Origin of the sequence: Flavobacterium segetis (assembly GCF_900129575.1) — a bacterium.
Lineage (GTDB): Bacteria > Bacteroidota > Bacteroidia > Flavobacteriales > Flavobacteriaceae > Flavobacterium > Flavobacterium segetis.
In genome coordinates, this window is record NZ_FQWE01000002.1 from 305,281 (window position 1) to 328,570 (window position 23,290).

The window sequence follows — 23,290 nt, forward strand, 5'->3', positions numbered from 1 at the left end:
TCCTTGAATCAACAAAGATCCTATATAAATCATAATCTTACGATTACAACAAAGCGTCTAAACTATCAGCATAAGTTTGCTTAGGAGCTACTCCTACTTGTTTACCTACTACTTCACCTTTGTGAAAAACTAAAACCGTTGGTATGTTTCTCACTCCGTATTTTGCAGCAAATTCTTGATTTGCATCAACGTCAACTTTACCTATTACCACTTTACCTTCGTACTCCGCACTTAACTCGTCAATGATTGGACCAACCATTCTGCAAGGTCCACACCATGCCGCCCAAAAATCTACCATTACCGGTTTATCTGATTTCAAAACTACTTCGTCAAAAGTAGCATCTGTTATTGCTAATGCCATATTGTTTTATTTTAAGTTTAAAAGCTCTGACTTCATTCAAAACTTACATGCAAATTTAGAAATTAAAAAAGGACTAAACAATACTTAAAAATTAGTTTTGATTATGCAATCATTGACAATTTTTATGTGTCCCCTTTAGAGAACTCTATACTTAAAACCTTTGCTCGACTTCGTTTCTGTTGACATCACCACGTTTTAACTTTTGTATTCCCGTTTAATAACAAGAAAATATAAATATCCCGAATTAGTTAGGGTCAAAAAAAAAGAGGTTGCCAATTGACAACCTCTCTCCTTATATTTAATAAAAATCTTTTTATAAACTATATTTCAAACCTAAAGTTAACCCTAAACCAGAAATGCCAACGTAAGAGCTAATATCATCATCTGCTTTAGTATTATCAAAATTAGCTGCGTTCGTTACTTGACTATTTGAATTACCATTAATTTGCTTAACGTAATTAGAATGAATAGCTGAGTACGATGCATCTTGACGGAAATTAGTAGGTGTATTTAATTTATCTACACCATTCTCCGTGTAAATAGTTGTTTCCTTCGTTTTGCCATGAACTGTGAAGTTGCGATATTCTAATTCAGCAAAAGCAGAAATATTTTTACCTAATTTGTACGATGTTCCCAAAGCTGACATAAATCCTACTGTTGGATTAGGTTTTACAACATCTTTAGAATAAGCCTCTGTATTTGCTAATTGAGTAGCTCCTACAAAAGTTGAGTAATTTCTATTAGTTTTAATGTCTAATGTGCCGTAAACAGGTACAATAACTCCAACTTTAGTATATGGTTCGAAACCATTAGACTCTCCCAAAAACAAAACAATTGCTGGAGCTAAATCGAAAGCTTTAATTTGTCCTTCAGCGGTAAAACTCAAATAGGTTGCTGCTGGACTAGAAGCTGGATTATATGAAACAAGTCTATCAGTTGTTTGCGCCATAGTTTTAGAATTGCTAGTGTAATAATTAACACCCATCTCAACTCCTAAACGTTGATTAAAACGATAACCTGCAGTGATTCCAGTTCTAAAACCTTCACCAAAAGATCCAGTTACACTTTCTCTTGAATCTAATTTATTTCCTCCTAAAGTTCCAACATAAATATCCCTATTAGCTAACTGACCTCCAACCGTAGGAAATTCAGTCGCTGCAGTCTGAGTAAAGTAAGATCCTCCTACTTTAAAATACCAACTTTCTTTTGTATCACTCTGCCCCATCATTGTCAAAGAGCAAATCATAAATCCTAATGCAAAAAGATTCTTTTTCATAATTTCATTTTTTATCATTTAAACAAAAATAAACCTTTATAAATAAATATTCCACAAAGTAGATTACATTCTATACAAGTAAATTACATATACTTTAAAATCAAAGCGTTTCGTTATTAAAATAAACGCTTGTTAATTTTATTATTTTAAAAACTTCTGCTTTACCCTTATTATTCTTAAAGTTTAAATCGTTAGAGAATTTTTTAATTCAGTTTAAAATTAATTTGCATTTTTTCTAATTCTATTAATAGCTCATTTGAAATTTTAACTTTCAATTTTCTACTAGGCATTATTAATTTAGTAACTACTTTGATTTCTTCCACTTCTTCAACTTTTACTTTTGCAGATACCGCTAAAGCTGAGATTTCACCACTTCCCATTTCAACGTCATCATTCTCCTCAACAAAAACTAAATTTTCATCTTCATCATCTTGGGTTTCAGCGGTAGCAACTTCAACTAATCGTTTCGTCTTTTCTAACTCCATTATCTCAAATGACACCGTTTTATCCCCTCTGTTTTCCTGAAAAATATGACTTAGTTTATGAATAAAATCAGCCTCTAAATCAGATATATTCAGTAGAACGACTAATTTTTTAGCAAATTCTTGCAAAACATCCTGTAATTGCTTGACCTCAGTAAATTGTAACCTTGGCTCCCCTTTTTTTCCTGTGTCTCGATCAGCCCAGCCTTCCTTTACCAATACTTTCATAAATGTGAAATTATTTTGAATGAAGTAATGACGAAACTTTAAATATTCATCTCCAAAAATTTTAAACTCATAACTTTCGTCGTATCCTTCTAAGGTAAAAATTCCCCAACCTTTTCCGTTTTTAGCAATTCGATGTTGTACGTTATTGATAATTCCTCCAAATGTTAAATTTTTACTAAGGTGCGATTCCATATTTTTTAGCGCTTCTAATTTTGCATTGCAAAAATATTTCATTTCAAATCTAAAATCATCCAGCGGATGTCCAGAAATATAGATTCCTACCACTTCTTTTTCTTTGGCAAGTTTTTCCATTGTGCTCCAGTCCTCACATGGAGGAACAATAGGTTCAGCAATTTGCACATCGCTGCTTTCCCCAAATAAACTTACCTGAGCTGAATTTTCATTTTCTTGGTATTTAATTCCATACCGAATCGCTTTTTCGTAAAATGTAATTCCATCACCATCATCATGAAAATACTGTGCCCTTGTTGTGTTCCCAAACGAATCAAAACCTCCTGCTAGCGCCAAGTTTTCAATTGCTTTTTTATTTGCAGCTCGTAAGTCAATTCGTTTTGCTAAATCAAAAATAGATTTATATTTTCCGTCTTTTCTAGTATTGACAATTGTTGCCACCGCGCCAGAACCCACGCCTTTAATAGCACCCATTCCAAAACGCACTGCATAATCATCATTTACAGTAAATTTATAAAAAGACTCGTTTACATCAGGTCCTAAAACCTGCAATCCCATGCGCTTGCACTCCTCCATAAAGAAAGAAACCTGCTTGATATCACTCATATTATTAGACAAAACCGCAGCCATATACTCCGCTGGATAATTGGCTTTTAAATAAGCGGTTTGATACGCAATCCATGCATAACAAGTGGAATGAGACTTGTTAAAAGCGTACTCTGCAAAGGCTTCCCAGTCTTTCCAAATTTTCTCCAGTTTATCCACAGCGTGCCCCTTTTCAGCAGCCTGATTAATGAATTTAGGTTTCATTTTATCCAAAACCTCTTTTTGCTTTTTTCCCATTGCTTTACGCAAAACATCCGCATCTCCTTTAGAGAAATCAGCTAGTTTTTGAGACAAAAGCATTACTTGTTCTTGATAAACGGTAATTCCGTAGGTGTCTTTAAGTAGTTCTTCGCAGGCATCAAGATCATAAATAATCTCTTCTTCACCATTTTTTCGCTTGACAAAACTCGGAATATAAGCGATTGGTCCTGGACGATACAAAGCATTCATGGCAATTAAATCAGGAAAAACCGTCGGTTTCAGTTCCTTCATATACTTCTGCATACCCGGACTTTCATATTGAAAAATCCCTACTGTTTCTCCACGCTGAAACAACTCGTATGTTTTTAAATCATCAATAGGAAATGTATCGGGATCAAGATCAATTCCACTTCTATATTTCACTAATTTGACCGTATCTTTTATCAAAGTCAGCGTTTTCAAACCCAAGAAGTCCATCTTTAATAAACCGGCACTTTCCACCACCGAGTTATCAAATTGAGTAACATACAAATCAGAATCTTTGGCAGTAGCCACAGGAACGAAATCAGTTATATCACTTGGAGTAATAATCACGCCACAAGCGTGAATACCGGTATTTCTTAAATTTCCTTCTAGAACTTTAGCTTGCTGAATGGTTTCTCCACCTAAATCATCTTCATTAGCAAGACTTATTAATTCTTTTATGTTTATGTATTCCTCCGGACGAACAGCCTTTTTTATCAAGTCTTCCTTTTCATTTAAAAAACGAGCTAAATTCCATTTTGACGGCATCATTCCTGGAATCAGTTTCGCAATTTTATCGGCTTCAAATAAAGGTAAATCCAGTACTCTAGCCGTATCTCGAATGGCAGATTTAGTCGCCATTTTACCATAAGTAATAATTTGAGCTACTTGTTTTGAACCGTATTTTCGAATCACATAGTCCATTACGCTACTGCGACCTTCATCATCAAAATCGATATCAATATCCGGGAGTGAGACTCGATCCGGATTCAGAAAACGCTCAAAAAGCAGGTTGTACTTAAGCGGGTCAATGTTAGTAATCTTCAAACAATACGCGACTACGGAACCCGCTGCAGAGCCACGTCCTGGACCTACTGAAACGCCCATGCTTCGTGCCTCAGCAATTAAATCTTGTACAATCAGGAAATATCCTGGATAACCAGAATTCGAAATCGTTAATAATTCAAAATCCAATCGTTCTTGAATTTCCTCGGTAATTTCTGGATATCTTCTATTGGCACCTTCAAATGTAAGATGTCTCAAATATGCGTTTTCTCCACGAACTCCTCCGTCGGCAGCATCTTCTGGAACTTCAAACTCAGTAGGGATTTCAAATTTGGGAAGTAAAACTTCTCGTGCTAAGTCGTAAATTTCTATTTTATCTACAATCTCTGAAATATTCGAAATCGCTTCTGGTAAATTATTAAAAAGCTGCTTCATCTCGTCTCCCGATTTGAAGTAGTATTCTTGATTCGGTAACCCGTAACGATAACCACGACCACGACCTATTGGCGTAGTTTGCTTTTCGCCATCGCGCACACATAGTAAAATATCATGTGCATTTGAATTTTCCTTGTCTATATAAAAGGTGTTGTTTGTGGCAACAATCTTAACATCGTGTTTTCTGGCTAATGAAATTAATGAAGTATTCACTCGATTTTCATCTTCTTGATTGTGGCGCATTACCTCAATATAAAAATCATCTTTGAACTCATTCTTCCACCATATCAAAGCTTCTTCTGCTTGGTTTTCACCAATGTTCAAAATCTTATTTGGTATTTCACCATACAAGTTACCAGACAATACGATAATATCTTCTTTGTACTGCTGGATGACTTTTCTATCAATTCTTGGTACATAATAAAATCCTTCGGTATATGCTATCGAAGACATTTTAGCTAGATTGTGATAGCCTTTTTTAGTTTTTGCCAAAAGCACTATTTGGTATCCATTGTCCTTTACTGATTTATTTTTATGATCTTCACATACAAAAAACTCACAGCCTACAATAGGTTTCATAACAACTTCTGTAGGCTCTTCTCCAGATTCTAACAAAGCTGCATTTTTGGCCTCAGCCGCTTTGTTATGATATAAAATATCCCGAACAAAGTGAAAAGCGCCCATTAAATTCGCATGATCAGTCATAGCAACTGCCGGCATTTTTTGCTGTGCTGCCGCTTTGACTAATGCTGGAATACTAATTGTAGATTGTAAAACCGAAAATTGAGTGTGATTGTGCAAATGCACAAATTGCGTATCAACTAACACTTTTTTATTCTCAGAAAGCTCTTTCTTTGAAACTGCTGGCTCCTGCTTTTCCCCAAATTGCTGTCTGATTTTCTCTGATGCCTCTTTGAGATTAATGTGTTTTAAACCGATTAGCTTTATTTCGGCAGGATTTCGATTTTGAAAGTCTTTAAAATAGTCAGGTGCAACATCAAGCTCTTCTTTTGTAAAAATCTCACGGCGAATTAACTCCAGAAAACAACGCGTGGTTGCCTCCACATCGGCGGTTGCGTTGTGTGCTTCACCAAAAGGTTTGTGAAATAAATAACTGTGTAATTCAGTAAGTGTTGGTAATTTAAATTTCCCACCACGACCTCCAGGTAATTTTAATAAGGATGCGGTAACTTCAGTACAGGTATCAAGAATGGGCATGGAACTCATTTGGCTTTCTACTCCCATTCTGTAAAATTCGCAACCCATAATATTGATATCAAAACCTAAATTCTGACCTACAATATATTTGGCTTTACCTAAAGCGATATTGAATTTCTCTAAAACTTCCGCCAAAGAGATTCCTTCGGCTTGTGCTAATTCAGTAGAGATTCCGTGAATTCGTTCGGCATCATAAGGAATATTAAAACCTTCTGGCGTAACCAAATAATCCTGATGCTCGACGAGTTTTCCCATATCATCATGTAGCTGCCATGCGATTTGAATACAGCGTGGCCAGTTTTCCGTATCAGAAATAGGTGCGCCCCAACGCTTAGGTAATCCTGTGGTTTCAGTATCGAATATTAAGTACATATAATTTTGTAAAAATCAAATTAAAAATTCCAAATTCCAAATTTTTATAAGCTATAAAGTGCTGAATGTATGCGCTTTAAAAGTCATATGTAGAATAAAATGTGGGATCTCAAAATTAGGCTATTTGTTAGCAAATTAAAAGGGAAAATTATTAAAAGTTAAAATTAAATTAGAATTATTAATATTTAAATTAGTTTACGACATACTATCCCTAAACCCTTAAAATATTAAACGCTAAAAAATCAGTTATTTTTTTTATATTTTTGACTTCTCACTTTTGCTTGATTTAACTCAGAATTAATGAGAGTATTTGAACTATTTTTATTCTAACTATAAATAAAAAGTACACGATTCAACCAAAATAATTTAATAAAATGAAATTAAATTTATCCAAACATTTTAGAATTTATTACAATAAGATCACGGGAAGTATTGCTTTTTATCCTGCTTTATTAGCCATCAGCTTTTTGTTACTCACATGGGTAATGCTAGTTATTGACTTTTCTGAATGGGGTAAAACTATAAAATCGAATACGAGTTGGTTAAGTTTAAAAGACGCTACTACAGCAAGATCTATCATCTCTACAATTGCTGGTGCTGTTATTTCACTGACCGTATTTAGTTTTTCTATGGTAATGATTGTACTTAATCAAGCAGCTTCTCAAATGACAAATCGGGTGTTGAGTAGCATGATAGGAAATCGATTTCAACAGACAGTTTTAGGGTTTTATATTGGAACTATTGTTTATGCTCTTTTTCTTTTAAGCACCATTAGGGATATTTCCAGCGGAGTTTATATTCCAGCACTAAGTATTTATATGCTTATTTTATTAACTGTTATCGATATTTTTCTGTTTATTTATTTTTTAGATTACGTTACTCAATCCGTTAAATATGAGACTGTCATTACTCGAGTTCAAGTTAAAACGATGCGAAAACTACAAGAAGAATACAATCAAGATTCGCAACTGACCGTAACTTGGAGCGAACTTCCTTTTGTGCAAATAAAAACAATACATTCCAATTACTTTCAGGGATTTAGTGAAAAAACACTACTTGATATTTGCTCAAAAGAGAATCTTTATATTAGTTTTTTGCACCAAAAAGGCAGCTTTTTGTTAAAAGACATTCCGTTATTAAACGTTTACAGTAAAAATCCAGTTAAGCCCTCTATTTTACTTGATATTGCAGCCGCAAATGATTTCTACAACGGGCAGCCTATCGATTTAAATGCTGATTATGGTTTTAAGCAATTAGCAGAAATTGCGATAAAAGCACTTAGTCCAGGTATAAATGATCCCGGAACTGCCGTGTTAGCGCTTCACTCATTAGCTGATTTGCTTGCATACCGACTTTATAATAATTATCAAAACATTAAAATCGATGCAAATGGTGATGCTAGAATTTACATTCCAAATTCTTCTTTTATAGAGTTATTTAATTATTGTATCTACCCAATATGGAAATACGGTAAAAAGGACCCCTACATTCAATCAGCAATTAAAGAGATAGTGAGGCAATTAAGAATTGTAGATTTTAAAAATAGTCAAGCAAAAGATTTTTCTGATCTAAGCGAGTTAATAAACATAGAAACTAACAAAAAGTTTTGGTAGGAAACACTACTATCTGTCAAAAACATTTAATGATCTTACAGACCATTCAAAAAAACACTCTTAAAAAGCGTCGCATTATTACAAAATAAAATAGTGATTTTTTAATCAAATTTTTCTATGATAATGAAGAAAATCTCTTTTCTCCTTATCTAAAATAAAGCTACAATAATTTTAACTCTTTTACCTTTGAATTTTAAGCCTTGCGAAAACCACTTTTGCTAACACTATGTAGCCTAATTCAGCTTAATATCTAAACGGAATTCCGAGGGTAATTTTTTAAATTTTTTCTTAAAACAGGCGCTGAATTTACTACTACTTTCATATCCCACTTCCTGTGCAATATGTTTTATTTGCATATTAGTATTTATAATTAGTTGCATAGCTAACTGCATTTTTTTGTCGATATTATATTGTAATATCGAAGTGCCGTATACCAATTTGAAATCCATCTTTAATTTTGACGGAGATAGGTTTAACTTTTTAGAAATAGAGTCAATTCCTAAAAAAGGAAGAGCAAAATCTTTAGAAAGTAATCGCTCACATTGCGACATCAATTTATAATCTACCGTGTCTTTTACCTTGTAATCTTCTTTGCGTAAATCAGCAAATGCATTCTTAAAAAATGTAGATACTAAACTGAGCGTTTGGGCTTTCAATATGGTATCACTTAATACATCTTGATTAAAATTTATAAAGGTCTGCTCAATTTCATGAGATAGTTCGGATGCGTTAGGCACTATATCTTGGTAGGTGATAAAACCTTTGTCTGAATCTAAAAACTTTCTAAAAGGAAGATTTTTATCTAATTTATCAAAAGGAATATTTTTTTTGATCCAATCTGGATAAAAGTGATAAATATAAAACTCACATTTTGATCCTTTGTAAAAATGAGCTCCAGTATCTACTCCTGGTTTTTTGAAACCCCAAAATTTATTTTGAAAAGGGATCTTATCAATAAACGTGTTTTGAAGTTTTACCTGACTTTCGTATAGTGTGAATGTAAGGGTGTAATGTTCACTTGGAATACTTTTATCATAAACAGTTTTAATCAATGCATTTTGTTTGAACTCAATGTTAGTTATTGTAAGCCAGCAACCTTCATCAATTTTTCTATATCTAAAACTACCTTTTATGAAAGGATTATTTCTGTAAACATATTGTTGTTTCGGATCATGTTTACTTCCAGGAGAATTTATCGTTGATTCTATCATTAATTCTGGCGTATTGGCTAGAAACGGAAATTCAAAAAACCCATTTTGAAAAAAATTTATATTGGGCTTAATGAATTGTAACCACTTGGATAAAATCATATTTTGAATTTAAAACATTAAAATAGCTAAATTTCTTAATAAATTTTTTTTCGAAACTAAACATAAAAGTAATTGCTGTATTCTTTAAAAGACAAAAATACATTTAGTACAAATAAACAAAAAATGAAAATAAAAAATATCAATTTTCACTTAATAATAAATTTTAATAAATCATTACGAATGTATAAAGAGCTAAAATAAAAGTAATCCTTTTGTTTTTAAATTAGTTACCTAAAATTACTTCTTTCTTTGTCTTTAATGCGCTCCTCTATTTTTATAGTAAAAGATACTTTAATTGCTATTACTGCCATTTTTAAAGGATGGAGCGTTGTGAAATAATAGATCTTTCGCTGCTATTTTTTCAAATATTAAAAAAAGGCCTAGGTGAAATAAGACCTTTACCCAATATTTTTAAAATCAAAGCTATATCGCGCACTACTGTTTTTACTACTGCCTATTTTGACTTTTCTTTCCAATTATTCAATGTGTAGTCAACTTGGCTTTCTTTCCAAAAAAATTGTATTTGAATGCAGAGCAAATAAGTCAAAAACATGAGTATCATAAAAAACGACACCAAAAGAGTCCATAAAAACCAAATGGGAAATCCTTCAAAAATATTTAAACTGATCGTTTCCATGGGCTAAGTTTTACTTCGTTCGATAGTTCTTTCCTGAATTCTAATTTAATTCAGAAAAACAGTTAAAAACAAAGTTATTCCATTAAAAATTAACTAAATAGCCCATTCAGACAAATCGATAGCCCAATCGGATTTTTTAATTTTGTTTTAAAATGATTTTATAGGTTGGCACATGCCGCTTCTACCAGCAAAAGCGCAGTAAATATAAATGAATACATGTAGCTTTTTGAAAAAATACAATCATCCAGAGAATTTACTATCAAGATAAATCATAGGGATATAAAACAAGAGATTTTACTACAGTAATAAAAAATACCATTAGGTGCAATTATTTAAAGATCAATAAATGTTTCTGATATTTGTCAAGATAATAAAAATCAGTTTTTTAAAATTTAAAAAACACCTACTATCATTGTTAAATTTAAAGAAAATTTATTTAAAATTTTTTTTAAATCGTTAGTTTCTAGAACTGGGATTCACCATAGCGTTATACTGGAGGCAAAAAATTAAAAATGACTGAATTCGAGTTGGTCCCGTTAAAATTAGTTCGTGAATATATGTTAATTGATAGTGAAAATGACTAGGATAAACAGTTGGCCACTGCGTAAATACCAAATTTGATTAACCAAAGTCTATAAAATAAGAGACGAACGAAATTGTAATAATTTACAGAAAACATGCGAACTCCTATAGGTGCTTCAATTTTAAGGTTTTAAAACTGTTTTACTATTGACAACACGCCTTTAGAGATTTGAAAAAAAGCACAACTACATAGAATTAAAATCTGGAAAAAAGATTTTGAAACTACTCCTTTAAAAGGATCTTGCGCTTCACAGGACACCTGGTTTCATGGTTGCAAGTTGCAAGTTGCATATAATTTATTCTATTTCAAGAGTATTCTATTGTATTAACATTATAAAAAGTCACCTTCAAGATATACAAATATTAAAAGATATTATAGAACAACTCTCTGATTATGTATTATTTAGCGATTGAGGCTATCTACGATCAATACCACAATTAGATTTATTTAAAAAAGCAAATATAGTTATAGAGACACCAATGAGAGTAAGTTACAAAGGATATAAAAAGCAATCTTATGTTTTTAAAAAATCATGAAAAATAGTTGAACCATTTTCTCCCAATTATGCAACCAGTTTAAAATTAGAAATAATTATACTTAAACTTTTAAGAGGCTTAAACAAGAATTTTTGCAAAATCATTGGTCTAAATTTGATTCAATGAATCAATCAATTTATTTTTAATAGAACACATGGCAATATCAAAGTTCAAATCAATCAATTATGCCCAACGGATAAGATATAATACTAAAAGACATAATCAATTAATTACAGCCAATGAGTCAATTTAATAAACTAGTACAATTCTTAGTCCTAGAATTAAACGTAATGCAGACTTCTAAAAATTAAAAATTGTTAAAAAGATTCAAAAAAAATATCATTAAGACTACACATTGACCTCTACCTTATCGTGAAAGAATAAATTGAGCCAACTTTCAACTAGACAAATCAATTTATGGTGAAATGAGTATTGTACATAGATTTATCAAAAATTCTAAGTTGAAAATATAATTCTGGCGATGGATCACTATCTCTTAATCTATGATAACGCATTTTAAAAATTAAAAAATCTTTTATTTTGGATGTCGTAGTATTTCGATAAAAAAAATGATGAAAAAAGACTAAATAATGATTTGTTCATAAACTAAAAATATCTTCACATAAAGCTTGAAAAGAAGAAATAATTAATAATAAATCACTTATCACTCTACTATCTAATTTATATTTAAAAACAATGGGCTTCAGTGATCAAATAGTAATTATTCGATAAATATAAAAACAAGTAAAGATAAAATTTTAATGATTTAAAGTGGAATTCACCTTCTTCATAAGAGAGTATTCAAAAGAAAAAATTAGTAATGAAATAGCAGAATCTTATTTTGGGCATCGTATAAAATCAAATAGTAAAATTGAAGCTTTCATATCTTTTTTTAGTTTTGCACACGTTACAGTCGAAGCAATTATTTTCAACTTCTGTAAAAAAGAAATACACTTAAAAACAGTAAAAATGACTACTACATTATTTGACAAAGTATGGGATTCGCATGTTGTGCGTAAAATCGAAAATGGACCAGATGTTTTTTTTATTGACCGTCATTTTATTCATGAAGTTACTAGCCCTGTTGCTTTTTTAGGTTTAAAATCCAGAAACATTAGCGTTCTATATCCAGAACGCACCTTTGCAACTGCAGATCACAATACACCCACTATAAACCAGCACCTTCCTGTTGCAGATCCTTTGTCCGCAAATCAATTGAAAGCTTTAGAAGATAATGCTGCTGAATATGGTATTTCGCATTGGGGTTTAGGCCATAAAAAAAATGGTATTGTTCACGTTATAGGTCCGGAAAATGGAATTACACTTCCAGGGGCAACTATCGTATGTGGAGATTCTCATACTTCTACACACGGTGCATTTGGCGCAATTGCATTTGGAATTGGAACTTCTGAAGTGGAAATGGTGATGGCTACACAATGCATTATGCAACCCAAACCAAAGAAAATGCGTATCAATGTAAATGGTACATTGAGTAAAGGCGTTGGCCCGAAAGATGTAGCTCTTTATATTATTTCAAAATTAACAACATCAGGTGGAACAGGCTATTTTGCTGAATATGCTGGAAATGTTTTTGAAGAAATGTCAATGGAAGGCCGTATGACGGTTTGCAATTTAAGTATCGAAATGGGTGCTCGTGGCGGAATGATCGCTCCGGACCAAACAACATTCGATTTCCTTGAAGGAAGGTTATATGCTCCAAAAGGTGAAGCTTGGACTAAAGCAGTTGAATACTGGAAAACTTTAAAAACAGATGCTGATGCCGTTTTTGATATCGAGCTAAATATCGATGCTGCTGATATCGAACCTATGATTACGTATGGCACAAATCCAGGAATGGGAATTGGTATTTCAAAAAAGATCCCTAACGCAAATCAAGTGGAAGGTGGAGCAGAAACGTATAAAAAATCATTAGCCTATATGGGTTTTGAAGAAAATGATGTCATGATTGGTAAACCAATTGATTTTGTTTTCTTAGGAAGTTGTACCAATGGTAGAATAGAAGATTTTAGAGCCTTTACAGAAATTGTAAAAGGGCGAAAAAAAGCAGATAATGTGACGGCATGGCTAGTCCCAGGTTCACATGTTGTAGAAGCACAAATTATTGAGGAAGGTTTATTAGACATTTTAACTGAATCTGGTTTTGTATTGCGTCAGCCGGGTTGTTCTGCTTGTTTAGCTATGAATGATGACAAAGTGCCAGCTGGAAAATATGCGGTAAGCACCTCAAATAGAAACTTTGAAGGACGTCAAGGTCCTGGTTCAAGAACGCTATTAGCAAGTCCTATTATGGCGGCGGCGGCGGCAGTTACAGGAGTACTGACAGATCCGAGAGAGTTTTTTTAAAAAAAGGCTATTGGCTATTAGCTTTTGGCAATTGGAGTAAATAATAACTATTATTAATCAATACGAAGCCAATTGCTAAGTGCCAATTGCTAAAAGCAAAAAAATGAGAGATTACAAAAAATATATAGTTTGGCAAGATGGTCATCAATTAACGATGATTACTTACAAGCTTACAAAGCAATTCCCAAAGGAAGAGCTATTTGGAGTCACCAGTCAATTGAGAAGAGCGACGAGTTCAATTCCAACAAATATTGCGGATGGTTGCGGAAGAGAATCAGATGCTGACTTTAGAAGATTTTTAGTTATGGCACATGGTTCCGCAACAGAAGCTGAATATTTAATTTTTCTGAGTTCAGAATTAGATTATGTTTCACAAACAGAATTTATTGACTTTACGGAAAAAGTTATAATACTAAGAAAGCAATTAAGAAAATTAATAGATAAATTAAAAAGCTAGTGGCGTTTAGCTGTTGGCTATTAGCTAACATACGATAACAAAAAGCAACAACAACCAAAAGGCAATAGACAAAGCTAATGATTCTCTTTCAAAAGAGTAAAAAGCTAAAGACCAACTGCAAAAAGCAAAAAATTAACAGGCAAGAAGCAATATGCTAAATCTCATTTCGATGAGCCAAAAGCCAAAAGCCGAAAGCCAAAAGCAACAAAAAAATGGCTTACGATAAATTTAATATCCTTACCAGTAGCGCAGTACCATTACCAATAGAAAATGTAGATACTGACCAAATAATTCCAGCTCGTTTCTTGAAAGCGACCGAGCGTGTAGGTTTTGGAGAGAACCTTTTCCGTGATTGGAGATACAACGGGGATGATACACCAAAGGTGGATTTTGTTTTAAATAATCCAACGTATTCAGGAAAAATTCTGATGGGTGGAAAAAACTTCGGTTCCGGTTCTTCACGCGAGCATGCTGCTTGGGCAGTATATGATTACGGTTTTCGTGTTGTAGTTTCAAGCTTTTTTGCAGATATATTCAAAGGTAATTGCTTAAATATTGGCGTCTTACCAGTTCAAGTAAGTGCGGGATTTGCGGATAAAATCTTTGCCGCAATTGAAAATGACCCTAAAACAGAACTAGAAATTAATCTTCCAGAGCAAACAATAACTATTTTAACATCAGGCGAGATAGAATCATTTGACATCAACGGTTATAAAAAGAACAATATGCTAAACGGTTTTGATGATATAGATTATTTACAAAATATAAAAGAGGAAATAATAACTTTTGCTGAAAAACAATTGATTTAAAATTCAATGCGTAATCATTAAATTTTTGATGAACTAAAGTTTTATATTTTTGCCAAAAAAAAGATATGACATTCCAAGCAAGTACAATAAATGATATCGATTCTATTTTCCAATTTTATGATATGGCGGTGGAATACCAGAAAACTAAATTCAATAAACACTGGCAAGGTTTTGAACTAGAATTGGTAAAAAAAGAAATAGCTGAGAACCGACAGTGGAAAATTAGTATCAATGATGAAATAGCTTGCGTTTTTGCAATCACATTCGAAGATAAAAGTATTTGGAAAGAAAAAAATAGCGACAAAGCGGTTTACTTTCATAGAATTGTAACACATCCAAAATTTAAGGGGCAACAGTTTGTCAAGAAGATTGTAGACTGGGGAAAACAGTTTGCCATAGAAAAAAATCTCGATTATTTGAGACTGGATACTTGGGGTGATAACACTGAATTGATTGATTATTATCAGAAATGTGGATTTGAATTCTTAGGAATTATAACGCCAGATTATAACGGATTACCAAAACATTACGACGGAATTACACTTAGTTTATTTGAGATAAAATTAAATTAAGATTTTAATGGTTCGTGATAATTTATGTCTAAAGTGACAATTATACACAATGAAAAAAAGAAAAATTGAAATAATGGACACGACACTGCGCGATGGTGAACAAACCTCTGGAGTGTCATTTTCTGCTGTAGAAAAACTTACCATTGCACAATTGTTGCTCGAAGAATTAAATGTTGATCGAATCGAAATTGCTTCGGCTCGTGTTAGTGAAGGCGAATTTCAAGGTGTAAAAGGAATTATGGCTTGGGCCAAAGAAAAAGATTATGAAAATAGAATTGAAGTTCTAACTTTTGTAGATGGCGGACTTTCTATCGAATGGATGAAAAGTACAGGTGCCAAAGTTCAAAATTTATTAACAAAAGGATCTTTAAATCATCTTACGCACCAGTTAAAAAAAACACCAGAACAGCACTTTAGCGAAATCGCACAAGCCATTAAATTAGCCCGAGAAAACAATATTGAAACTAATGTTTACCTAGAGGATTGGAGCAACGGCATGCGTAATTCGCCCGAATATGTATTTCAGTATTTAGATTTTTTAACGCAACAACCAGTTAAAAGAATTTTATTACCAGATACTTTAGGTGTTCTTATTCCATCTGAAATATTTCAATTTATCTCAGAAATAATTAAAAGATATCCAAATACTCATTTTGATTTTCATGCGCATAATGATTACGATTTAAGTATTGCTAATGTAATGGAAGCCGTTAAAGCAGGTATTCAAGGACTTCACGTAACAGTAAACGGAATGGGAGAACGCGCTGGAAACGCACCTTTAGAAAGTACTGTTGCCGTTATAAATGATTTTTTTCCAGAAATAGAAATAAGCATAAAAGAGTCTTCTTTGTACACGATAAGTAAATTAGTAGAGACATTTACAGGATATAGAATACCTGCTAACAAACCTATTGTAGGAGATAATGTTTTTACCCAAACGGCAGGCATTCACGCCGATGGCGACAATAAGCATAATTTGTATTTTAACGATTTACTTCCAGAACGTTTTGGCAGAAAAAGACAATATGCATTAGGAAAAACATCGGGTAAAGCTAATATTGAGAAAAATCTCCAAGAATTAGGACTACAATTAAATCCCGAAGATTTAAAACTTGTAACACAACGTATCATAGAATTAGGTGACAAAAAGGAGACTGTAACTAAGGAGGATTTACCATATATTATTTCGGATGTTCTGGACAGTCAAACTTATCTCGAAAGGATCGTAGTTGAATCCTATATTTTATCACATGCTAAAGGAATGCGGCCTTCAACAACCTTATCTTTAAAAATGGATGGAGAAATTATTGAAGAACATGCTCAAGGAGACGGACAATTTGATGCATTTATGAATGCACTTGCTAAAATTTACAAAAGTAAAAATTTAGTATTGCCAAAATTAATTGATTACGCCGTAAGAATTCCTCCCGGAAGTAGCTCTGATGCTTTATGTGAAACCATCATAACATGGACAAACAATGGAAAAGAATTTAAAACAAGAGGACTAGATTCTGATCAAACCGTTGCCGCGATTGTTGCGACACAAAAAATGTTGAATGTAGGATAAGTTAAGTGATTTAAAGATTAGAATAGTAGAGCTCTAATTTTTAAAAACTATAATATTAAAATATAAATATGAAATATAATATTGCACTTTTAGCCGGAGATGGAATTGGACCAGAAGTAATTAATGAAGCTGTAAAAGTTTCGGATGCCGTTGCTAAAAAATTTGGACATGAAATTACATGGAAACCAGCCTTAACTGGTGCTGCTGCGATTGATGCGGTAGGAGTTCCTTATCCAGACGAGACGCATGAAATTTGTTTGGCTGCAGATGCAGTGCTATTCGGAGCTATTGGTCATCCGAAATACGATAATGATCCACTAGCACCGGTGAGACCAGAGCAAGGCTTATTATTGATGCGTAAAAAGTTAGGTTTATTTGCTAACGTACGCCCAACTTTTACATTCCCATCTTTACTGGATAAATCTCCTTTAAAAAGAGAACGTATCGAAGGAACTGATTTGGTTTTTTTAAGAGAATTAACTGGCGGGATTTACTTTGGTGAAAAAGGAAGAAGAGACGGAGGAGACACCGCTTTTGACAATTGCGTCTACACTAGAGCAGAGGTACAACGTTTAGCTAAAAAAGGTTTCGAATTGGCAATGACACGGTCTAAGAAATTGTGTTGTGTAGATAAAGCAAACGTAATGGAAACGTCACGCTTGTGGCGGGAAACAGTTCAAGCTATGGAAAAAGACTATCCTGAAGTTACTGTATCATACGAATTTGTTGATGCTGTTGCCATGCGTTTAGTACAATGGCCAAACACGTATGATGTATTAATTACGGAGAATTTATTTGGAGATATTTTAACTGATGAAGCTTCAGTAATTTCTGGATCAATGGGACTTATGCCTTCTGCATCTATGGGAGATAAAGTATCTCTTTTTGAGCCTATCCACGGTTCATATCCGCAAGCAACTGGATTGAACATTGCTAATCCTATGGCTACTGTTTTATCTGCTGCAATGATGTTTGAAAACTTTGGATTAATGGAAGAAGGTGCAGCAATGCGAAATGTAGTAAACAAAGCTTTAGAGGCTGGAGTAGTTACTGAAGATCTTGCTGATGGCGGAAAAGCATACGGAACTAAAGAAGTTGGAGATTGGTTAGTAGCAAATTTGTAAGCACTTTACTATTCTATAATTAATATTTGACCAATCTTATAAATAGTCAAATTGGAATTAGTTTGTATATTTTGGTATAAATAGAGAGTATCTTAATTAGTCATCATTACAGCTTAAAAAAGCGTGTAAGCAAAATGATAAAGGCGCTTCAAGAATGACATATTGAAATAGTGAAAGTCATGAAGTAACAAAAACAAAAAAGGTGTCAATTTACATTGACACCTTTTTATATATGATTGAAAAAAATATTAATATCTTCCTCTGTCTCCACCTCCACGGTTTTCTCCACCACGGCTGTTTCCACCACCATAACCACCGCGTGAATCTCCACCACGACTGTTATTATTAAAACTTCTTCTTTCGCCTTCTGGTTTTGGCTCAGACTTGTTAACAACAATTGCACGTCCTTGAACAGTAGCTCCGTTCAATTCGTCAATAGCTTTTTGAGCTTCGTCATCATTTGGCATCTCAACAAAACCAAATCCTTTACTTCTTCCTGTAAATTTATCTGAGATAATTTTAACTGAATCAACTGCTCCGTAAGCCTCGAAAGACTCTCTTAAATCTGCTTCCTCAATACTGAATGGAAGGCTTCCAACAAAAATATTCATATGTACGTATTTAAATAATAACACAAATGTAAAGCAATTTTTTTCTAATCTACTATATATTAGCTTATTTATGATTTTAATTTATTTTCTACCTCATTATATACCAAAAAACAAGTAAGAACAATATAATCTCAGCTGCTAATTTCTGAATCTTTGATTTTTAATCTATAGCTCTGAGATTATTAAGGAATGCTAACACTTATCGGAACCTTATAAAAAACGCCCTGTTGGAAATTCACATTACTTTCTGAACTTGCATCAACATCAATGTTTTTAACATTGCATTTGAAATTCCCAGATATCGTTTTGTTAATTTCATCATATTCCACGATAGTAATTTGACCATTTCCTATTTCATTACCAGTTATGTACCTTATTACTTTGCCTGATTCATTTCGTACAAATACAGCAGTGTTGTTTACAGTAGTTCCTAATATATAGCTTTGCTCTATTATGGAAGTAGTTTGTAAAGTTAACGTTTCAGTTGCAGTATACGCCTCAAGTAAAAAAGTTCCATCAGATAATATACTCACCTTTGAATTAGTTGCTCTCCAAAAAACATCATTCTTTAACCCTTGAACTGAGGGACTACTGAATTTTATATCTTCCTCACATGAAAGGAGAGAAAAAAGTGTTACTGTTAGCAAGATAAAACGCCTCATAAATTTTATTTGAAAACCAAATTTAAGATAATTAACCTAAAAAACATCTGGAACGATTAAAATAAGTTTTGTCACAACGCTTAACACTTTATCATTCATATAAATAGAACAAGCATTTGCAGTTATCAATAAAAAAAGTATCTTTGCTCCCTTAATTAATAGAGGTCGAGTACCTCAAAATTTAATCACACGATTATGTCAGTAAAAATTAGATTACAAAGACACGGTAAAAAAGGAAAACCTTTTTACTGGGTTGTAGCTGCAGATGCACGCTCAAAAAGAGATGGTAAATACCTAGAAAAAATTGGTACTTACAATCCAAATACAAACCCAGCAACTATCGATTTAAACATCGATGCTGCAGTAAGATGGTTACACAATGGTGCTCAACCAACTGACACTGCTAAGGCAATTCTTTCTTACAAAGGAGCTTTATTGAAGCATCACCTTGATGGTGGTATTCGTAAAGGTGCTTTGACTCAAGAACAAGCTGATGCAAAACTAACAGAATGGTTAGATGCAAAATCTGGAAAAGTTGATGCTAAAAAAGAAGGTTTGACTAAAGTGCAAGCTGACGCTAAAGCAAAAGCTTTTAAAGCAGAGCAAGATGTAAATGCAAAACGTTTAGCTGCAGCCGCACAAGCTGAAGCAGATGCAATTGCTGCTGCAAATCCAGCTGTAGAAGAAGAAGTTGAAGCTTTGGCTGAAGAAACTCCGGCTACAGAAGAAGAAAATAACGAAACAACAGAAGCATAAATTAGTAAGCGAAGATGCATAAAGAAGATTGTTTCTATTTAGGTAAAATCGCTAAAAAATTTAGTTTCAAAGGAGAAGTTCTTGCCTACTTAGACACGGATGAACCAGAGTTATACGAAAATTTGGAATCAGTGTTTGTTGAATGCAACAAACATTTGGTTCCTTTTTTTATCGAAAGCAGTTCGTTGCACAAGAATGATTTTCTCAGAATTCGTTTTGAGGATATGAATACCGAAGAAGACGCTGATGCTGTAATAGGCAACGACTTGTATCTTCCATTAAAAATGTTACCTAAACTTACTGGTAACAAATTCTATTTTCATGAAGTAATAGGCTTTGAAGTCGAAGACAAGCGACTTGGTATTGTTGGAAAAATCGAATCTGTAAATGATACCACAGCCCAACCACTTTTTGAAGTGCTAAATGGTGATGTAGAAATACTTATTCCTATGATTGATCATTTCCTTGTAAAAATTGATCGTGAGAACAAAAAAGTAATCATGGATTTACCTGAGGGTTTAATTGAGATGTACCTTTAGTTTAAATTCCAAATTTTTAAATTCCAAAATCCAAATAAGGAAATTCTAAATTCCAAAAAATCAGTTACATTTGATACTATTTTGAATTTAAAATTAACTATAGAGAAACCCTTTGATTTAGAAGAAAGAACTTATTTGTTCGCGAAAGATTGTCGAATTTATATTCGATTACTTCCTAAAACAATTTCAAATATTGAAGATGGTAAGCAATTAGTTAGATCCTCAGGATCTGTTGGAGCGAACTAGATTGAAGCAAATGAGAAATTAGGCGAGAAAGATTTATCATTCCGATTAAAAATAGCTAGAAAGGAAGCTAAAGAGAGTAAGTATTGGCTGCGATTATTACAAGAATTAAATCCGGAACATAATAATCTTTCAAACCCTCTGGTTTTAGAAATTGAAGAAATAAGAAAGATATTATCCGCAATCATTACTAAAACACAAAAATAACAAAGGAATTGATACATCTACAATTCTATTAATTATAGTTCAATTAAACACACCGAATTACATTGACAGCAAAAACTGAATTTGAAATTTAAAATATTGAAATTTCTTGCTCATTAATCAATAACCACACATCATTTTAATCCAAGGTTCCATTGGAATTTGGAATTTAAAATATTGGAATTTTATACCTATGTTTCAATTCAAACAGTTTTCTGTAAACCAAAATCGTTGTGCCATGAAAATTGGAACAGATGGTGTTTTACTCGGTGCATGGGCACCTATTATAAACAATCCTTGTGGTATCCTAGATATTGGCACCGGAACAGGAATAATTGCTTTGATATTAGCACAAAGAACTAACGCCGATCAAATTGATGCTTTAGAAATTGACGAAGATGCGTTCGAACAAGCGACAGATAATTTCGAAAACTCACCTTGGAGCGATCGTTTATTTTGTTTTCACGCTGGTTTAGATGAATTTATAGAAGAACCAGAAGATGAGTACGATTTAATTGTTTCAAATCCTCCCTTTTATAGCGAAGATTATAAAACAGAAAACGAACAACGCGACTTAGCCCGCTTTCAGGATGCGATGCCTTTTGAAGATTTAATAGAAGCTGCAGATTTATTACTATCTGAAAATGGTATTTTTTCGGTAATCGTACCTTTTAAGGAAGAAGGTACTTTTTTGGCTTTAGCCAAGGAATATGAGCTATATCCTCTTAAAATAACTCGGGTAAAAGGAGCTCCTACTGCCGAAATCAAGAGAAGTTTGCTGGCAATTAGTCGTAAAGAAGTTTTAGATTTCGCTATTGATGAATTAATTATCGAAGTTGCCAGACACGTTTACACGCCAGAATACATTTCATTGACCAAGGATTTTTACTTGAAAATGTAACCCAATTACTTCTTATTTTTTTTAAATTAGCAATATACAAGCCTAAAAACCTCATGTAACGTAGGTAAGTAATCTAAAATTCATAAGTTTACTTAAAATACGATACTTAAATTAGAAAATTATAACAATTGTTAATCGATTTGTTATATTTCTTTATGTAGCTTTGTTCCTTTAAAATTGACTATCATGAAACCAGATTTATTTCAAGCGCCGGATTATTACAATCTAGATGATTTATTAACAGAAGAGCACAAATTAGTTCGCGACTCTGCCCGTGCATGGGTAAAACGCGAAGTATCGCCTATAATTGAAGATTATGCTCAAAGAGCTGAATTTCCAAAACAAATTATCAAAGGTTTAGGAGAAATAGGTGGTTTTGGTCCTTATATTCCCGAAGAATATGGCGGAGCAGGTTTAGACCAAATTTCTTACGGTTTAATTATGCAGGAAATTGAGCGCGGAGATTCTGGCGTTCGTTCTACTTCATCAGTTCAGTCTTCATTAGTTATGTATCCTATTTGGAAATTTGGCACAGAAGAACAACGTGTCAAATATTTACCAAAATTAGCTACTGGAGAATATATGGGATGTTTTGGTTTGACAGAACCAGATCATGGTTCAAATCCAAGCGGAATGACAACCAACTATAAAGATATGGGCGACCATTATCTTTTGAACGGTGCTAAGATGTGGATATCTAATGCTCCTTTTGCAGATATTGCTGTGGTTTGGGCTAAAAATGAAGAAGGTAGGATACATGGTTTAATCGTAGAAAGAGGCATGGAAGGTTTTACTACTCCTGAAACTCATAATAAATGGTCTCTGCGAGCCTCTTCAACTGGAGAGCTCATTTTTGATAATGTAAAAATTCCAAAAGAAAATTTATTAACAGGAAAAACAGGCCTTGGAGCACCAATGCAATGTCTAGATTCTGCTCGATATGGAATTGCATGGGGAGCAATTGGTGCTGCAATGGATTGTTATGACACTGCTTTGCGATATGCCAAAGAAAGAATCCAGTTTGACAAGCCAATCGCGGGGACACAATTACAACAAAAGAAATTAGCCGAAATGATTACTGAAATCACAAAAGCGCAGTTACTAACGTGGCGATTAGGCGTTTTAAGAAACGAAGGAAGAGCAACTACCGCTCAAATTTCTATGGCAAAGCGTAATAATGTTGATATGGCAATCAATATTGCTCGTGAAGCAAGACAAATTCTTGGCGGAATGGGAATTACCGGCGAATATTCTATTATGCGTCACATGATGAATTTAGAATCAGTGATTACTTACGAAGGAACACATGACATTCACTTATTAATAACCGGTCTCGATATTACGGGAATTGCCGCTTTTAAATAGAACTAAACGTTTATTAAACTATACATAAAATTGATTA

Annotated in this window: 19 protein-coding genes; 13 read left to right on the forward strand and 6 right to left on the reverse strand. The window is 33.2% G+C overall.

What is annotated here, in order from left to right:
* Window positions 1–43: 43 nt before the first annotated feature.
* The 3 genes from trxA to dnaE all read right to left on the reverse strand — a co-directional run bounded on the left by trxA (window position 44) and on the right by dnaE (window position 6,400).
* A complete protein-coding gene (trxA, locus tag BUA99_RS03605) occupies window positions 44–361 on the reverse strand; it encodes a thioredoxin (RefSeq protein WP_072988376.1) in 318 nt (105 codons plus the stop codon).
* Between the two features lie 313 nt (window positions 362–674).
* Window positions 675–1,637: an outer membrane beta-barrel protein gene (locus BUA99_RS03610; RefSeq protein WP_072988732.1), complete on the reverse strand. Its 963-nt coding sequence runs from the start codon at window positions 1,635–1,637 to the stop codon at window positions 675–677.
* 203 nt (window positions 1,638–1,840) lie between these two features.
* Complete coding sequence (gene dnaE / locus BUA99_RS03615) at window positions 1,841–6,400, reverse strand: DNA polymerase III subunit alpha (protein ID WP_072988379.1); 4,560 nt, start codon at window positions 6,398–6,400, stop codon at window positions 1,841–1,843.
* A 374-nt stretch (window positions 6,401–6,774) separates the two neighbouring features.
* Between dnaE and BUA99_RS03620 the strand changes: the two genes are divergently transcribed.
* A complete protein-coding gene (locus tag BUA99_RS03620; RefSeq protein ID WP_072988381.1) occupies window positions 6,775–8,013 on the forward strand; it encodes a DUF2254 domain-containing protein in 1,239 nt (412 codons plus the stop codon).
* Between the two features lie 233 nt (window positions 8,014–8,246).
* Here BUA99_RS03620 and BUA99_RS03625 read toward each other — a convergent pair whose 3' ends face one another.
* On the reverse strand, window positions 8,247–9,323 hold the full coding sequence (locus BUA99_RS03625; RefSeq protein WP_072988383.1) for a helix-turn-helix domain-containing protein: 1,077 nt from the start codon (window positions 9,321–9,323) through the stop codon (window positions 8,247–8,249).
* Between the two features lie 2,725 nt (window positions 9,324–12,048).
* On the opposite strand from BUA99_RS03625, the gene leuC reads away from it, so the two are divergent.
* From leuC to leuB, 6 genes are all read left to right on the forward strand, one after another.
* Window positions 12,049–13,443, forward strand: coding sequence for a 3-isopropylmalate dehydratase large subunit (leuC, locus tag BUA99_RS03635; RefSeq protein ID WP_072988734.1), 1,395 nt, complete (start codon window positions 12,049–12,051; stop codon window positions 13,441–13,443).
* A 103-nt stretch (window positions 13,444–13,546) separates the two neighbouring features.
* Window positions 13,547–13,900, forward strand: a complete 354-nt coding sequence (locus tag BUA99_RS03640; protein WP_072988737.1) for a four helix bundle protein — start codon at window positions 13,547–13,549, stop codon at window positions 13,898–13,900.
* Window positions 13,901–14,112: 212 nt separating this feature from the next.
* On the forward strand, window positions 14,113–14,709 hold the full coding sequence (gene leuD / locus BUA99_RS03645) for a 3-isopropylmalate dehydratase small subunit (RefSeq protein WP_072988386.1): 597 nt from the start codon (window positions 14,113–14,115) through the stop codon (window positions 14,707–14,709).
* 65 nt (window positions 14,710–14,774) lie between these two features.
* Window positions 14,775–15,281: a GNAT family N-acetyltransferase gene (locus BUA99_RS03650; RefSeq protein WP_072988388.1), complete on the forward strand. Its 507-nt coding sequence runs from the start codon at window positions 14,775–14,777 to the stop codon at window positions 15,279–15,281.
* A gap of 49 nt (window positions 15,282–15,330) precedes the next feature.
* Entirely contained in the window at window positions 15,331–16,848 is a 1,518-nt protein-coding gene (locus BUA99_RS03655) for an alpha-isopropylmalate synthase regulatory domain-containing protein (protein WP_072988391.1), read from the forward strand.
* A gap of 68 nt (window positions 16,849–16,916) precedes the next feature.
* Window positions 16,917–17,972: a 3-isopropylmalate dehydrogenase gene (gene leuB / locus BUA99_RS03660; RefSeq protein ID WP_072988393.1), complete on the forward strand. Its 1,056-nt coding sequence runs from the start codon at window positions 16,917–16,919 to the stop codon at window positions 17,970–17,972.
* 248 nt (window positions 17,973–18,220) lie between these two features.
* Here the strand turns inward: leuB and BUA99_RS03665 are convergent, their stop codons facing one another.
* Together BUA99_RS03665 and BUA99_RS03670 are read right to left on the reverse strand one after the other, a co-directional pair.
* A complete protein-coding gene (locus BUA99_RS03665; RefSeq protein WP_072988395.1) occupies window positions 18,221–18,583 on the reverse strand; it encodes an RNA recognition motif domain-containing protein in 363 nt (120 codons plus the stop codon).
* A 182-nt stretch (window positions 18,584–18,765) separates the two neighbouring features.
* On the reverse strand, window positions 18,766–19,245 hold the full coding sequence (locus BUA99_RS03670; RefSeq protein ID WP_072988399.1) for a DUF6252 domain-containing protein: 480 nt from the start codon (window positions 19,243–19,245) through the stop codon (window positions 18,766–18,768).
* A 195-nt stretch (window positions 19,246–19,440) separates the two neighbouring features.
* Between BUA99_RS03670 and BUA99_RS03675 the strand changes: the two genes are divergently transcribed.
* The 6 genes from BUA99_RS03675 to BUA99_RS03695 all read left to right on the forward strand — a co-directional run bounded on the left by BUA99_RS03675 (window position 19,441) and on the right by BUA99_RS03695 (window position 23,253).
* Window positions 19,441–20,001 carry a 30S ribosomal protein S16 gene (locus tag BUA99_RS03675; RefSeq protein ID WP_072988401.1) on the forward strand — a complete coding sequence of 187 codons (561 nt, stop codon included), beginning with the start codon at window positions 19,441–19,443 and terminating at the stop codon, window positions 19,999–20,001.
* Window positions 20,002–20,015: 14 nt separating this feature from the next.
* Window positions 20,016–20,540, forward strand: a complete 525-nt coding sequence (rimM, locus tag BUA99_RS03680; RefSeq protein ID WP_072988404.1) for a ribosome maturation factor RimM — start codon at window positions 20,016–20,018, stop codon at window positions 20,538–20,540.
* Between the two features lie 81 nt (window positions 20,541–20,621).
* Window positions 20,622–20,786, forward strand: coding sequence for a hypothetical protein (locus tag BUA99_RS15325; protein ID WP_234972896.1), 165 nt, complete (start codon window positions 20,622–20,624; stop codon window positions 20,784–20,786).
* The gene (locus tag BUA99_RS15330) at window positions 20,787–20,990 is read left to right on the forward strand and encodes a four helix bundle protein (RefSeq protein WP_262487691.1); all 204 of its coding nucleotides are present in this window, start codon (window positions 20,787–20,789) and stop codon (window positions 20,988–20,990) included.
* A gap of 190 nt (window positions 20,991–21,180) precedes the next feature.
* Window positions 21,181–21,888, forward strand: a complete 708-nt coding sequence (locus BUA99_RS03690; protein ID WP_072988407.1) for a tRNA1(Val) (adenine(37)-N6)-methyltransferase — start codon at window positions 21,181–21,183, stop codon at window positions 21,886–21,888.
* A 186-nt stretch (window positions 21,889–22,074) separates the two neighbouring features.
* Window positions 22,075–23,253 (forward strand): acyl-CoA dehydrogenase family protein, encoded by a 1,179-nt coding sequence (locus tag BUA99_RS03695; protein WP_072988410.1) that lies wholly within the window; start codon window positions 22,075–22,077, stop codon window positions 23,251–23,253.
* Window positions 23,254–23,290 lie beyond the last annotated feature (37 nt).

Excerpts from the sequence above, each read along its gene's own strand:
- trxA (WP_072988376.1), bottom strand. The coding sequence starts at position 361 with ATGGCATTAGCAATAACAGATGCTACTTTTGACGAAGTAGTTTTGAAA.
- BUA99_RS03610 (WP_072988732.1), bottom strand. The coding sequence starts at position 1,637 with ATGAAAAAGAATCTTTTTGCATTAGGATTTATGATTTGCTCTTTGACA.
- dnaE (WP_072988379.1), bottom strand. The coding sequence starts at position 6,400 with ATGTACTTAATATTCGATACTGAAACCACAGGATTACCTAAGCGTTGG.
- BUA99_RS03620 (WP_072988381.1), top strand. The coding sequence starts at position 6,775 with ATGAAATTAAATTTATCCAAACATTTTAGAATTTATTACAATAAGATC.
- BUA99_RS03625 (WP_072988383.1), bottom strand. The coding sequence starts at position 9,323 with ATGATTTTATCCAAGTGGTTACAATTCATTAAGCCCAATATAAATTTT.
- leuC (WP_072988734.1), top strand. The coding sequence starts at position 12,049 with ATGACTACTACATTATTTGACAAAGTATGGGATTCGCATGTTGTGCGT.
- BUA99_RS03640 (WP_072988737.1), top strand. The coding sequence starts at position 13,547 with ATGAGAGATTACAAAAAATATATAGTTTGGCAAGATGGTCATCAATTA.
- leuD (WP_072988386.1), top strand. The coding sequence starts at position 14,113 with ATGGCTTACGATAAATTTAATATCCTTACCAGTAGCGCAGTACCATTA.
- BUA99_RS03650 (WP_072988388.1), top strand. The coding sequence starts at position 14,775 with ATGACATTCCAAGCAAGTACAATAAATGATATCGATTCTATTTTCCAA.
- BUA99_RS03655 (WP_072988391.1), top strand. The coding sequence starts at position 15,331 with ATGAAAAAAAGAAAAATTGAAATAATGGACACGACACTGCGCGATGGT.
- leuB (WP_072988393.1), top strand. The coding sequence starts at position 16,917 with ATGAAATATAATATTGCACTTTTAGCCGGAGATGGAATTGGACCAGAA.
- BUA99_RS03665 (WP_072988395.1), bottom strand. The coding sequence starts at position 18,583 with ATGAATATTTTTGTTGGAAGCCTTCCATTCAGTATTGAGGAAGCAGAT.
- BUA99_RS03670 (WP_072988399.1), bottom strand. The coding sequence starts at position 19,245 with ATGAGGCGTTTTATCTTGCTAACAGTAACACTTTTTTCTCTCCTTTCA.
- BUA99_RS03675 (WP_072988401.1), top strand. The coding sequence starts at position 19,441 with ATGTCAGTAAAAATTAGATTACAAAGACACGGTAAAAAAGGAAAACCT.
- rimM (WP_072988404.1), top strand. The coding sequence starts at position 20,016 with ATGCATAAAGAAGATTGTTTCTATTTAGGTAAAATCGCTAAAAAATTT.
- BUA99_RS03690 (WP_072988407.1), top strand. The coding sequence starts at position 21,181 with ATGTTTCAATTCAAACAGTTTTCTGTAAACCAAAATCGTTGTGCCATG.
- BUA99_RS03695 (WP_072988410.1), top strand. The coding sequence starts at position 22,075 with ATGAAACCAGATTTATTTCAAGCGCCGGATTATTACAATCTAGATGAT.